The organism is Thiomonas sp. X19 (assembly GCF_900089495.1).
GTDB lineage: Bacteria > Pseudomonadota > Gammaproteobacteria > Burkholderiales > Burkholderiaceae_C > Thiomonas_A.
In genome coordinates, this window is sequence record NZ_LT605203.1 from 3,144,580 (window position 1) to 3,157,651 (window position 13,072).

9 protein-coding genes and 4 pseudogenes are annotated in these 13,072 nt (G+C 59.8%); 5 read left to right on the top strand and 8 right to left on the bottom strand.

Features of this window, described 5'->3' with window-relative positions:
• Nucleotides 1-201 precede the first annotated feature (201 nt).
• A pseudogene (locus tag THIX_RS24945) lies at nt 202-546 on the top strand (DEAD/DEAH box helicase); the annotation flags it as partial.
• A gap of 44 nt (nt 547-590) precedes the next feature.
• On the opposite strand, the pseudogene THIX_RS15140 reads toward THIX_RS24945, so the two are convergent.
• The 6 genes and pseudogenes from THIX_RS15140 to THIX_RS15160 form a co-directional block, all read right to left on the bottom strand.
• Nucleotides 591-743 (bottom strand): annotated as a pseudogene (locus THIX_RS15140) (IS1380 family transposase); the annotation flags it as partial.
• 204 nt (nt 744-947) lie between these two features.
• The gene (locus tag THIX_RS15145; protein ID WP_112486857.1) at nt 948-1,352 is read right to left on the bottom strand and encodes a hypothetical protein; all 405 of its coding nucleotides are present in this window, start codon (nt 1,350-1,352) and stop codon (nt 948-950) included.
• On the bottom strand, nt 1,342-1,626 hold the full coding sequence (locus THIX_RS23110) for a hypothetical protein (protein ID WP_146748575.1): 285 nt from the start codon (nt 1,624-1,626) through the stop codon (nt 1,342-1,344). Before THIX_RS23110 ends, THIX_RS15145 begins: the two co-directional genes overlap by 11 nt.
• The gene (locus THIX_RS15150; protein WP_199195310.1) at nt 1,623-3,044 is read right to left on the bottom strand and encodes a cbb3-type cytochrome c oxidase subunit I; all 1,422 of its coding nucleotides are present in this window, start codon (nt 3,042-3,044) and stop codon (nt 1,623-1,625) included. Before THIX_RS15150 ends, THIX_RS23110 begins: the two co-directional genes overlap by 4 nt.
• An 11-nt stretch (nt 3,045-3,055) precedes the next feature.
• Nucleotides 3,056-3,658: a c-type cytochrome gene (locus tag THIX_RS15155; protein ID WP_112486859.1), complete on the bottom strand. Its 603-nt coding sequence runs from the start codon at nt 3,656-3,658 to the stop codon at nt 3,056-3,058.
• Between the two features lie 54 nt (nt 3,659-3,712).
• Nucleotides 3,713-4,114, bottom strand: coding sequence for a cbb3-type cytochrome c oxidase subunit I (locus tag THIX_RS15160; RefSeq protein WP_112486860.1), 402 nt, complete (start codon nt 4,112-4,114; stop codon nt 3,713-3,715).
• 405 nt (nt 4,115-4,519) lie between these two features.
• Here THIX_RS15160 and THIX_RS15165 point away from each other — a divergent pair, with 405 nt between their 5' ends.
• From THIX_RS15165 to THIX_RS15175, 3 genes are all read left to right on the top strand, one after another.
• Nucleotides 4,520-5,881 (top strand): IS1380-like element ISCARN34 family transposase, encoded by a 1,362-nt coding sequence (locus THIX_RS15165; protein WP_086558171.1) that lies wholly within the window; start codon nt 4,520-4,522, stop codon nt 5,879-5,881.
• Between the two features lie 458 nt (nt 5,882-6,339).
• Nucleotides 6,340-8,034: an IS1634 family transposase gene (locus tag THIX_RS15170; RefSeq protein ID WP_112486861.1), complete on the top strand. Its 1,695-nt coding sequence runs from the start codon at nt 6,340-6,342 to the stop codon at nt 8,032-8,034.
• Nucleotides 8,035-8,227: 193 nt separating this feature from the next.
• Complete coding sequence (locus THIX_RS15175; RefSeq protein ID WP_112488405.1) at nt 8,228-9,397, top strand: IS4 family transposase; 1,170 nt, start codon at nt 8,228-8,230, stop codon at nt 9,395-9,397.
• Between the two features lie 262 nt (nt 9,398-9,659).
• On the opposite strand, the pseudogene THIX_RS15180 reads toward THIX_RS15175, so the two are convergent.
• Nucleotides 9,660-9,881: pseudogene (locus THIX_RS15180) on the bottom strand (transposase); the annotation flags it as partial.
• 284 nt (nt 9,882-10,165) lie between these two features.
• Nucleotides 10,166-10,918 (bottom strand): Crp/Fnr family transcriptional regulator, encoded by a 753-nt coding sequence (locus tag THIX_RS15185; RefSeq protein WP_112486862.1) that lies wholly within the window; start codon nt 10,916-10,918, stop codon nt 10,166-10,168.
• 534 nt (nt 10,919-11,452) lie between these two features.
• Between THIX_RS15185 and ltrA the strand changes: the two are divergent.
• A pseudogene (ltrA, locus tag THIX_RS15195) lies at nt 11,453-12,947 on the top strand (group II intron reverse transcriptase/maturase).
• The last annotated feature ends 125 nt before the right edge of the window (nt 12,948-13,072 follow it).

Below are 13,072 nucleotides of genomic sequence, written 5' to 3' on the forward strand. Positions count from 1 at the left end.
GCCCGAGCCCCAATCGGCGTCGGCCTTGCCGGCGGAGAATGCCCGGTTGGTGGCCTTGCTGGAGCAGCATGGCATCGCCTGGCGCGCACCGCCTGCGCCGAACTCTCTCCACCTGCGCCTGTATCAGCCCCTGCACCCGCACCTCCACCTACACCGCCCAGCGCGGAGCCGCACGCATCGGGACTGGCCACGGCCGCGAAGGTGGCGCTGTTTCGCCGGCGGTTCCGTGGCCGCAGCGATGTCTACCCGGTACGCCGGGAGAGCAAGCGCTCGGGCAAGACGGGCTATGCGCCAGCTTGCGCCAACGAATGGCGTGCCAAGGTCTGCGAGAAGCCGCGCATCCCCTGCAGCGACTGCAGTCATCGTCGGCTGCTGCCGCTGTCGGCTGCGGTGATCGACGACCACCTGGCGGGCAAACACGCCATCGGTGTCTATCCCCTGCTGGAGGATGGCACCTGTGGCTTCCTGGCGGTGGATTTCGACGAAGCGGAGTGGCGCGAGGACGTCTGTGCCTTTGCGCAATCGTGCGATCAACTCGGTGTGCCCGTCGCGCTGGAGATTTCGCGCGCGGGGCGGGGTGCACACGCCTGGGTGTTCTTCGACTGTCCGCCGCGGCAAGGCCACTGGGCATCCAGGCGTTTGAACAGAGGATCGAGGCGCTTGAGGTGATGACCGACAAGGGCCAGACCGGCCACCGGCGTCAGGTCATAGTCGAGTTGCTTGATGCGAAATCCAAACCCCATGCCATACCCCGGAACGTTCACCCGCTGGGTGAGAAGACAAAGGGATCATTTTATCGAATAAACCATTATGCATCAACAACTTATGAAAATTCCGCATGCCCGAGCTCACGGATTCAGGACTGAGTTGAACGCAAGGATAATGCAATCTTCTGACTTACTCAGATCACGACAGAAGATGCATCAGCACAGCAAGATTCCACGGGATTACAGGCTTTTTATCTCCTGAGTTGCCACGCCAGAGTGGGGTCGCGACACAACGCCGCCGCGATAAATTGCAGCCCACAAAGCAAGAACGGAAATGACGTTGCCCGAGAAGAAGATGGCCCAGAACGCCACCGTGTTATTCAGAAAGCCGCCATGGAACAGTGCAACACCGAGGATCGCCACGATGGCGGCGACGATATTCGTCATTCCGGGCCAGCGCGCGAAATCACGCGTTCGCGTCCAGAAACTCAATCCGAGTACGACGACTCCAGCGACATAAGCGACCCAGGCCGAACTCTGTAGCCCGGAAATATCGAGCACCGCAGCATACGAAAGCCAAAGCCCGATGGCAGTACAGATGAGGTTAGACAAAACTCGCATCTCTTTATCCCTCTCAAATTTCATGAAGCGATCGGATATAACGCCAAGATAGTTTAGGAATGAAGCTGCAGACCGCCGCCGTTCCTGCCATCAAGATTTTCCATGGAAAGCCCAGTGGGGTGCTGGACCACAACAGCACGACCGTGACGATCTGGCTGGCGTAACACAGATAGCCGGCCGCTATGAATAGTGCATTTCCCCGCATCCTCCCGGCCGCATAAAACAGCGCATAGAAGCCTGCAAAAATCACAAACAGGCCGAGTAAAACGGCGGTCGGCAGCACCGTTTCCGCGTTCACGATCCGGCGCTAGCCAATCTGTTGGGTACCGCGTCCTCAGCGGTCGATTCCGTGTCTGCTCGTTTTCCGACCATCGCCAGATCGTAGATCAGAAGCAAATAGCCAATGGCGAACAGGATGCCGAAACCTAGGCGCACGTACATTCCCTCGACAAACCATGAACTACTCTGCGCGTTGATGAAGGCCTGCATCGTTGAGCCTCCCAGCGCCCTTTCATAGAACGCCTGCGCCATGCCAGCAATCAGCAAACCCCCAACCATGCCGATCATGCCGATGTTCAGCAAGGCGAATGCCCATTTCCAGAGGGGACCGTTCACCCGCTTTGCTCCGCGCATTTGCGCCAGGACCACGTAAAAAATCGAAATCAGGCCGCAAACATAAGCTCCCCACCATGCGAAATGCCCGTGCGATACGGTCCATTGCGTGCCATGTGTAAACAAATTAATTTGCGGCAAGGTCATCATGAAGCCGAACACACCGGCGCCGAAGAAATTACCAAACGCTTCAGCAAACATCCAATAAAGCGCTGGCCGGTTCTTGCACTCCATGCGGTGCACCCCGGCGTCATAGACGGAGTGGACGACCATCCCGATCAAAGGCAGCGGTTCCAGCGCGGAAAAGAAGCCGCCGAGGTCGAACCAGTATTTCGGCGTGCCGATCCAGTAATAGTGATGGCCGAGCCCGAGGATGCCCGAGCCCATGACCAAGGCGATGGTCACGTAGAGCCATGTTTCGACGATCCGACGCGGGGTGTTCAATAGGCGCATCAACGCCCAGGCCATGATGCAGGCAATCAGGACTTCCCACGTCGCCTCCACCCAGAGATGCACGAGCCACCACCACCAGTACATGTCTTTGGACATGTTGGTGGTTGCCGGAAAGGCGTCGAGATAAAGCACGAATAGCGGAATCAGGTCGACGATCAACACGCCGAGAATTCCCGTCATTTTGCGGGCTTTGATCGCCGTTGCAATGATGTTGAACATGAATGTGGCGACGATGGCCAAGATTCCCAGGGCCGCCCAGCGAGGTGCTTCCACGTATTTTCGGCCCTGGTTGATGAACCAGAGGCTGAATTCATCTCCCTTGCCGTACTGGACGAAGATGAAAACACCGGCAACGATCGCGAACGCCAGCAAAAAGACATAAAACATGAGGTTGGCAAACTTGATTCCCACGACCTCGCGTTCGACTTCCTCCGGCAAAAACCAGTACACGGCGCCGAAGAAACCCATCAGGTTCCAGACGACGAGGGTGTCGATATGCAGGATTTTTGCCGTGTTGAAATTGAGGGTGTCAAACAGAAGTGAGGGCTGAATATAATAGGCAGCGGCGAGCAGGCCGGCGACGATCATGACCCCGAACAGGGTGAAAGCCGCAATGAGGTATTTGATGGCCAGTTTCTGAGAGAGATACATGTTTGTTCCTGTCATTGCTGGGGTTCATGGCCGAAATTGGCTGGGAATCCATTGGTGTTGATCGCCGAGAGCCATTTGAGATAGGCAACAACTGCCTCGGCACCGCTTTGACTGATTTGCAGATTGGGCATTTGGCGACTCCAGGTCGGATAAAGCTCCGGATGCATCAGAAACTTGACCATCGCCTCCTGCTTCGTGCTGCTTTGGGTCATCGGCATCCATTGGGCCTCCCAGGCTGGATCCAGCCACGCCTTGGTGAGGTCGGGGCCGTAATAGGCGCCATTCCCCAGGAAAGTATGGCAATCAATGCAGGCCCGTGATTGAATCACCAATTTTCCTTGCCTGAGCAGAGCTTTCGCCTGCACCTCGTCGTAGCGTTTACCAAACAGAAGCTGCTCCTTGCCGATCACGGGGACGTCGTGATCCACGCTTGGGTCATATTGATAAGAAATTTTGTGGTTGATCACGGTATATAGGGGAACATGCCCCCCGCCGGCTGAAATGTCGGCGAGGCTGTTGACGCTTAGGAAGGCCAGGATGACGAGCATCACCGATGTCGCGCTGATCGCGCCCGCTCGCCAGAAGCCAGGATCTTTGGTGTATGTAGTTTCCATCTTGATGAACGAAGTTGTTAAAGGAGTTGACCCGTGAAAATGAATCCGATGTCGCTAATGAGGCGCCGATGCGTTGGCCGCTCGATCTTTGCGGATGAAAGCTGCCAAGAATAGGCCCACTGCGACCAGAATCAGCACCGCGAAAATGGCCCCAAGAGTGGCTGTATCTTGGCCGATGGCACGAACCGTTTTGAGTGGAATCGCGTTGTAATCGGAATATCGTCTTGGCACCTGCAATGAACCCGCGATGAAGAACATGGCGAGAAAATAAAAACTGCCCCCGATCAGCAGCGATAGCCCCCACATGCCGCATTTTTCCGAGGCAGAGCCGAGCGCGTGGTAGTAATAACCGATCAACATCGGCAGCAGCCCAAGAAGGTAGTAAGTGTGAAAATGTGCCGGAACGAACAAATTCCTACCATTGCTAACAAGCCTGCATATAGGTTGATCATCCATGACTCCCAATCATGTTTTCCAACTTTGCGTCGGCACCAATATTTCATGGCCTAGTGAAATATCGTGCCAATTGTCTCCCACGCTTCCGATCCGATCGTCGCATGCACCAACGCCGTGACGCATACAATCCCCCATCCGACAACACCAGTAACCAGCGTCAACCTCAAAGCGAGTCTTGTTCAGGCTGCTGAATAGGCATTCAATATACCAGTCCAATCCTTGGCTATGTTCGATCGGCGCGTCAACACTTGATGCGTATCAAGAAACAGATCAATCTTTAAATGTCACCTAAATCCGTGAGCTCGGGCATGCGGAATTTTCATAAGTTGTTGATGCATAATGGTTTATTCGATAAAATGACCCCTTTGTCTTCTCACCCAGCGGGTGAACGTTCCGGGGTATGGCATGGGGTTTGGATTTCGCGTCAAGCAACTCGACTATGACCTGACGCCGGTGGCCGGTCTGGCCCTTGTCGGTCATCACCTCAAGCGCCTCGATCCTCTGTTCAAACGCCTGGATGCCCAGTGGCCTTGCCGCGGCGGACTGCCGCCCAGCACACTGATGCGCAGCTATGTTGGCTTGCTCGCGCAGAGCAAGAGCGACTTCGATGCCATCGAAGGCTTTCGAGGCGATCGTTTCTTCCAGGAGGCGCTGGGTCTGGTGGGTGTGCCGTCCTCGCCCACCCTGCGCCAGCGCCTGGATGCGCAGGCCGCCCTGTGGTTTGACTTCACCTCCCAGGCGATTGAAGCGCTGCTGCGCAAGAGCCAACCGGACTATGGTCTTTTGCCTTGCGGTCATGTGCCGCTGGACATCGACACCTTCGCGATGGACAACTCGGGCACAGCCAAGGATGGGGTGAGCCGCACCTACGCGGGGGTCGATGGCTACTGCCCGCTGGCGGCCTACCTGGGCACGCATGGGTTTTGCCTGGAGTTCGCCCTACGTCCGGGCGCGCAGCACTCGGCTTCGGAGACGACCTACAACCTCGAGACGGCCGTGCCCATGGCGCAGCGCCTGTCGACCGCAGGCCCCAAGGCGCCGATTCTCGTGCGCATGGATGCGGGGTTTTGCTCGGCCGCCTTGATGGCCGACATGCAGCGCTGCAACAGGCCAGGACTGCCCCGGGTCGATGTTCTGATCAAGTGGAATCCCCGCAAGACCGATCCTCTGGAGGTCTTGCGACGGCAGGAACTGGAAGGGGGTTTGTTGTGGCAGCATCCGCGCGCAGGCAAGCGCGTGGCGGTTTGGGAGGTGGCCGTGCAGGTCGAAGGCATCGCCCATCGCCTGCGCCGCATTGTGCGCATCACGGAGCGCACCGTCGATGCCCGTGGCCAGCAGTTTTTGGTCCCCGAGATCATCTTGGAGGGCTGGACGACAAGCTTGCCCAAGGCCATCAGCGCCGAGGCGATCATCGACCTGTACGCCGGGCACGCTACGCACGAGCAGTTCCATGCGGAATTCAAAACCGACATGGATCTGGAGCGACTGCCCTCGGGGAAGTTCGACACGAACGATCTTGTCTGCCAGCTTGCGGCCCTGACGATGAACGTGCTGCGCCTCATGGGGCAGCAAGGGCTGCTGGGGCCGCATGCACCGGTGCGCCATGCGGCCAGGCGACGGCGTCTGAAGACTGTGATCCAGGAACTTGTCATCCGCGCAGCACGCGTGATCAACCATGGCGGGCGGCTGTGGTTGGGACTGGGCGCCAACGACAAGGCAGCCCGTGCCTTTTGCGATCTGCATGCGCAGTTCGCCGCCAGCGGCTGAAGACGCAGTCCAAGCTTTCCCAGCACCCCAAGACGCTGGCCACAAGGGCTCAGCGGGGGAACGGCTGCGCGCAACCCACCCGAAATGACCGATCAAGGGGGCCGATCGTTCGCGCACAGCCCCACAGCCCCCTTCGACACGGCGCTCGAACCGTGAACCTGCGGGAAATCGGGAAAATCGGGCCGTCACAATCAGCTTTCAAGTCGATGGATTATCGGAAGTCACGGATTCAGGTGTCAGGTTGCCAACTTAACAACTTGGTGCCACTTCGACCCGCGTGTGCCCGTCGACGCATGAGGTGCAGGCCTCCCGAGTTCAACGGTTCCGGGCGTAAAAGCGGGCGACCGCTCAATGCGATCAATCAGTTAGCGTGCACTTCTTGGGGTTTCGTGTAATGGCACGATTTCGTGCATGCGTCTTTCCTTTACATTGGTGATGTCTTAGCTTAGAGTAATGGCGTGTTCGTCAAACTCACCCGCTCAGGCCCCAACCACTACGTCCAACTCGTCGAGGCGTACCGCGACGAGGGCGGCCGCCCCAAGCAGCGCACAGTGGCCACCCTGGGCCGACTCGACCAACTTGGCACCGACCTGCAGTCGGTGATCAGCGGACTGCAGCGCCTCACCGGGGAAGCGCCCGCCGCGGCGCCTTCAATCCCCACGCTGCAATTCGAGCCCGCACGCGACTTCGGCGATGTTTGGGCGCTCAGCCAGTTGTGGACATCACTCGGCTTTGATCGTTTGCGGCAGGTGTTTCGTCGCACGCGCGGCAGCCTGGACGTGGAGGCGCTCATCCGCATCATGGTGCTCAACCGGCTGTGCGATCCCCAATCCAAGCTCGGCGTCCTGCGCTGGCTGCAGACGGTGACGTTGCCAGGCATGCGGCTGCAGGCGGTGGATCACCACCATCTGTTGCGCGCCATGGATGCGCTGATGGATCACAAGGTCGAGGTCGATGCCGTCCTGTCGGCTTTGCTGCGCCCTCTTGTGGACCAGGATCTGGCCGTGGTGTTCTACGACATGACCACCATCCGGGCCGAGGGGCTGTCGCAGCAGGACGGCGAGGTGCGCCACTTCGGCATGTCCAAGGACGGCCTCGTTGCCCGTCAGGTCATGCTCGGCGTGGTGCAAACCGCCGAGGGTCTGCCGCTGGACCACGAGGTGTTCGAGGGCAACACCGCCGAGGTCACCACGCTCAAGGCGGTCATCGAGCGCGTCCTGGCGCGCTTTCCCATCCGGCGCGTCATTGCCGTGGCCGATCGCGGCCTGCTGTCCATCGACAACCTCGCCGAGCTGCAAGCCTTGCGTTTGCCCAGTGGCGGCAAGCTGGAATTCATCCTGGCCGTGCCGGGCCGGCGGTATGCCGAGTTCGTCGAACGGCTGGAGCCGTTTCATGCGATGCAGTGTGTTCAGGCGCAGGACGAGGTGCTGGGCGAGGTGACGTGGAGTGGGCTGCGCCTGGTCATGGCGCATGATCCGCAAGCGGCCCTGGAGGCGACGGCCAAGCGCGATGCGCGCATGGCAGACCTGGAGCGCCAGGCCGCACAGTGGGCCGGCAAGCTTGACGCCCAGGACGCCGGAACACGCAAGCGGGGTCGGCAGTTGTCCGACGGCGGCGCCCGGGCACGGTTCTATCACGCGGTCTGCGAGGCCCATTTGGCGCGCATCGTGCAGGTCGACCTCAGGAGCGAACGGTTCACCTACGCCATCAATGATCGTGCTTTGCAGCACGCCCGGCTGATGGATGGCAAGTTGCTGCTGGTGACGAATGTGCCCGATCTGACCCCCGCCGATGTCGTCGGGCGCTACAAGTCTCTGGCCGACATCGAGCGGGGCTTTCGGGCCCTCAAGTCGGAGATCGAGATCGGCCCGATGTTCCACCGCTTGCCTGAGCGTATTCGTGCCCATGCCGCCATCTGCTTCATGGCCCTGATCCTGTACCGCGTCATGCGCACGCGACTGCAGGCCAGCGCCACCCGCCTTTCCCCCGAGCGCGCCTTGGACAAGCTGCGCCGCATTCAACATCACCAGGTCACGCTGGGTGCCGCGCAACCCGCCGCGGGCCTGTCCACGATCCAGCAGGAGCACGCCGACATCTTGTCGGCACTCACCATCAAGAAACCCACACTCAACACTCAACTGACCCTCTTGTAGTGGAGCGATTCGATCCTCACACATGAGAAATCAATCATTTGCGCCGCTCACTACTGTCCGGTTAAACGACATGTGCCGAACCTGCGATCAAGCATTGGCGCGGACTGCAGGCTGATTTTGTTTGGTGCCGATTTGAACTTCGACTTCCAAGAATTACGTAGCTTCCCGGGGTTGACAACCCCGAGGAGTGCGCGTGAACGCAGGCAAGACCCTTTTCTCCCAGGTCATGGAGTTTGTGCCCTGGACGAGCTTCGCGCGCATCGTGCATCGCTACTCGGGCAACGCGGGTGCACGCACACTGTCGTGCGCCGAGCAGTTCCGTGCGATGGCCTTCGCGCAACTGACATGGCGCGAGAGCCTGCGCGACATCGAGGCCAGCCTGTCGGCCAACGCGGCCAAGCTGTACGCGATGGGCTTTCGCTCGGCAGTCAAGCGCTCGACCCTGGCCGATGCCAACGAATTGCGCGACTGGCGCATCTGGGCCGATCTGGCTGCCGTGCTGATCCGGCGTGCGCGCAAGCTCTACGCGAACGATTCGCTCGGGGTCGACTTGGACAACACGGTCTATGCGCTGGACTCCAGCACCATCGATCTGTGCCTGAGCCTGTTCGACTGGGCCCCGTTTCGTCCCACCAAGGCCGCCATCAAGTTGCACACGCTGCTGGACCTGCGCGGCGCGATCCCCGCCTTTATCCACATCAGCGACGGCAAGCTGCACGACGTGAATGTGCTGGACATGCTCAGCTTGGAGGCCGGGGCCTTCTATGTGATGGATCGCGGCTATGTGGACTTCGCTCGGCTGTACACGCTGCATCAGGCGGGAGCCTTCTTCGTCACGCGCGCCAAGTCGCCCATGGATGTACGGCGCGTGTACTCGGCGACCGTGGACCGCGCCACGAGTGTGATCTGCGACCAACGCGTGATGCTCAACGGCTACTACTCGGCCAAGAAGTATCCCGAGCATCTGCGACGCATTCGATTCAAGGACGCCGAGTCGGGCAAGACGCTGGTTTTCCTGACCAACAACACGGCGCTGCCGGCCTTGACGATCGCTGCGCTGTACAAGAGCCGCTGGCAGGTCGAGCTGTTCTTCAAGTGGATCAAGCAGCACCTGCGCATCAAACATTTTCTGGGTACCAGCGAGAACGCGGTGAAGACGCAGGTGTGGTGCGCCATCGCCACCTACGTGCTCATCGCCATCGTCAAAAAGGAGCTTCAACTCAATGCCTCGCTCTACACATGTCTACAGATTCTGTCGGTCTTAATCTTCGAGAAAACCGAGGTTTCATGCGCCTTGCAGCCCGATGGGCCTCGAACCGAACTGCCTCCAGACCCCAACCAATTGATTCTGTTCAACTTTTAACCGGACAGTAGTGTGCGCCGCTAACTGTTGAACCCGGGAGGCCTACCTGCGCCTACCGTCACAGTTTCTTTCGGGCCGTCGGCGCTAGCCTGAATATTTCATGAATTCCATGGCATGGGCGGCTTTGGGCACTGAGGCCAGTGAATGCGGGCGGGGGTCGGCTCTGGAGGTGCTGGCGGTGGTGGATGAGCCACTGTGCGCGCACCACCACCCCCTTGCCCCCGTTGTAGTTCAGCGCGCCGGGGACAGCACTTTGGGATACTCAGGGGGCCAGCGCGCGAGCGGCGCCGAGGAAGACGTGCTTGAGCGGATGGCTGGAGGCCAGCAGCAGGCGCACGCGACGCGTGTTGCGCACGACAGCGGCGCCGATCTTGAGCAGGCGGATGCGAATGGTGGCGGCGCAAGCGCCCGGCAGTTCGGTGCCTTGCAGGGCCAGCCGACGTAGGTTGATAATCAGCGTGTAGGCGTAGCTCGCCAGGAGAAGACTTGTTCAGATTTGCGAGCCACTTCTGGGGGCGTGCCGCAAACAAGGTCAGTCAGGCAAGAAATGCGAATTTGCCAATGCCAGCATGGCATCAAAAGCATGCGGCGCCGAATGAATATGCCTTTTGTCCGGCTCTATGGGGCGCGACAATCATCATCTTGTCCGCCGGCCATCCTGATTGACGCCGTCCATGCTCTTTGCCTTGTAGAAACGCACGGCGTTCAGGATCTTTGTTGGCGAGGCAACTCGGGCTCGTAATGCCGGCTCGTGATCGTCCTATGTCATTAGGCCTGCCGGCACCTAGACGTGGCGCGGATTTCACGCAAACCCAGCGAGTCAAGTTCATACAAATGCGTGCGCCCCACGCGCCGGAAGCACCCCAACGCTTCCATTTTTTTGAAAGTCCGACTTAGGGTCTCTGGCCACAAATCCAGATAGTTGGCCAAGTCTCTTTTGCTCAATGGCAGTGACAGGCCTGCCCCCGGCGCGTCCAACCCCCGTTTTTCGTCTATCTGCAGGATGAAGTCCGCCAAACGGGCCATAGCGCCTAGCCGCAGACGCATGTTGTGGCGCAAAGCGCGGCTTAACTCAGAGCCTGCCAGCATGGCCAGTGTCGGTAGACTGCTGTCGCGTTCTACTGTCCTCGCCCATGCCTGAGGCATGATCAAGCTCGCTGTACAACTGCGCATTGCAAGCGCGTCCGCCGTGTGCACCCCTTCTGCATATCCAGCAGCCCCGAGCACGTCGCCTTCCATTGCAAGATCCATAACCTTGCGTGATTTGGTTTTTTTGCGATCTTGTTTGAGCGACACCAGAATGACCCCGCGCATCAAGACATAGAGCCCCCCCATGGGTTCACCACGGTTATACAGCGACTCGCCCTCGCTGAGCGTGGAGATGTGTTCGGCTATGTTTCCTGCTTTGAAGATGGCTGCCTTGGCGTTGGCGCTTGCACTGCGCCATAGCGGCGCGGGCATCACCTTCGAATGCTGCACATCGAGAAGTAGCGAGCAACCAGTGGCTTCAATAGTGGTCATGGGCTGACTACCCTATGTAGGTATTTAGTTTACCAGTTTAGATGGGGTCTCTGTTTCTGCCTTGCTCCGGATCAAGAAATGACACTGCATCATGCCGCGAACAGAAGTGGCAGTACCGCCTACTCAATTCTGGAGTGCCTTATTCAAAATTGGCCGGCGTCAACTATCTTGAGTGCGCCGGGAGACCGGCATGGAGTAAGTGGTGCAAGTCCACCGCGATGAAGGCATAGCGAACCACATCGGCCCCGAGCCGTGCGCAGGCACCCGCGAGGATGCCTGCGAAGCGTCGGCAGGGGAACGCATAGGCCAGCCATTGAGCCACGACAGAGTTGATATCCCGGGTGCCAACGCTGTTCAAGTTGCGGAAGGCTATACATTCGAGCACGCCATCGCAAGCGCTCGGATGACCCAGCGTTGTCGCAGACCCTGGCATGTGCGCACGCTCCATGCGCGGGAACCGGGAGATCTCCAGTCTGACCGGCGGCGGCTGTACCAGCCGGCGGCCCGCATCGGGAAGGCGAGGAGCCGAAGCCGATGATGAACAGATGGGAGAAATCAGACCTCGCCATAGTAGCGACGAAGCCTGCGAACAAGGCCGGGCGACCGGCGGCGGAGTGGGCGGAGCCAAGGGCGGGGGCCGAGGGGAACACGGGCCACTCACACACGCGACGGACGCAGAGCCGCGGTAGTGTGTCACAGGGACTGGACCGTGTACGCCGCGCTGCGAAGCAGCGGAAGAAGGAGAGATTCACGGCGGTGCTGCACCATGTCACAGTCGATTTACTGACGGATGCATTCCTGGCGCTCAAGCGCTGGGCCGCACCCGGAGTGGACGGCGCGACGTGGCAGGACTACGAGGCCAATCTCGAGGAGATGACCTTCGAGGTCTTCACCGCCGAGTCCATGGTGGCACGTACCGGGCGCAGCCCGTCAGGCGACGGTTCATTCCGAAGGCTGATGGCAAGCAGCGACCACTGGGGGTCACCGCCATGGAAGACAAAATCGTCCAGCGAGCGGTGGTCACGGTACTCACGGCGATCTACGAAGAAGACTTCCTCGGATTCTCGTATGGGTTCCGGCCCGGCCGCAGTCAGCACGATGCCCTTGATGCCTTGGCAGTTGGGATTCGCGCTGCGCGTGTGAACTGGATTCTGGATGCCGACATTCGGAGCGACTTCGACAAGATCGACCCGTCTTGGCTGGTTCGATTCCTGGAACATCGCATCGGAGATGCGCGCGTCATCCGCCTTGTGCGCAAATGGCTCAAGGCGGGCGTAATGAAGGACGGGACGTGGAGCGTCAGCGAGACAGGCACCCCGCAAGGGGCAGTGGTATCCCCGCTGCTTGCTAACGTCTTTCTGCACGATGTCTTCGATCTCTGGGCTGCACAGTGGCGCCGGCGAGAGGCCACCGGCAAGATGATCGTCGTGCGTTATGCCGACGACATCGTGGCGGGCTTCGAACTTGAAGCCGATGCGAGGCGCTTCTGGGATGCGATGCGCGAGAGGTTCGCGCAGTTCGCGCTCGAGTTGCACGGAGACAAGACCCGGCTGCTGGAGTTCGGCCGCTTTGCGGCACCGAATCGAGAGCGGCACGGGCTTGGCAAGCCAGAGACGTTCACCTTCCTGGGGTTCATCTTCATTTGCGGCAAGTCCCAGCGCGGAGCTTTCCAGCTCCAGCGCAAGAGTCGGGGCGACCGCATGAGGGCCACGCTTCAGGAGATCAAAGCGCAGTTGCGTCGGCGCATGCACGGCCCCATTCCCTCACAAGGGAGGTGGCTTCGGTCGGTGGTGCAAGGCTACTTCGCGTACCACGCAGTGCCTACCAACTCACGGGCGATAGGGGCCTTCCGCTACCACGTCACAGACCTATGGCGGCGTACGCTCCGGCGACGAAGCCAGAAGGACGGATGACCTGGGAGCGGATGACCAAACTTGCTGCGGACTGGCTACCGCGGCCCCGTATCCTTCATCCCTGGCCTGACCAGCGCTTCGACGTCAAACACCCGAGGTGGCGCCGGCCAGGATAGTTGACGCCGCCCACAGTCAGGACAAGAATGCGCGAGATGGCGGGGCGTCCGGGATCGCTGCGATTCTCCGAGGGCTTGGCGTCATCACGGGTTCCTTCGCGAGATTGAACTTGGCAGCGCGCTCC

Excerpts from the sequence above, each read along its gene's own strand:
- THIX_RS15155 (WP_112486859.1), bottom strand. The coding sequence starts at position 3,658 with ATGGAAACTACATACACCAAAGATCCTGGCTTCTGGCGAGCGGGCGCG.
- THIX_RS15165 (WP_086558171.1), top strand. The coding sequence starts at position 4,520 with ATGGGGTTTGGATTTCGCGTCAAGCAACTCGACTATGACCTGACGCCG.
- THIX_RS15145 (WP_112486857.1), bottom strand. The coding sequence starts at position 1,352 with ATGAAATTTGAGAGGGATAAAGAGATGCGAGTTTTGTCTAACCTCATC.
- THIX_RS15185 (WP_112486862.1), bottom strand. The coding sequence starts at position 10,918 with ATGACCACTATTGAAGCCACTGGTTGCTCGCTACTTCTCGATGTGCAG.
- THIX_RS15160 (WP_112486860.1), bottom strand. The coding sequence starts at position 4,114 with ATGGATGATCAACCTATATGCAGGCTTGTTAGCAATGGTAGGAATTTG.
- THIX_RS15150 (WP_199195310.1), bottom strand. The coding sequence starts at position 3,044 with ATGTATCTCTCTCAGAAACTGGCCATCAAATACCTCATTGCGGCTTTC.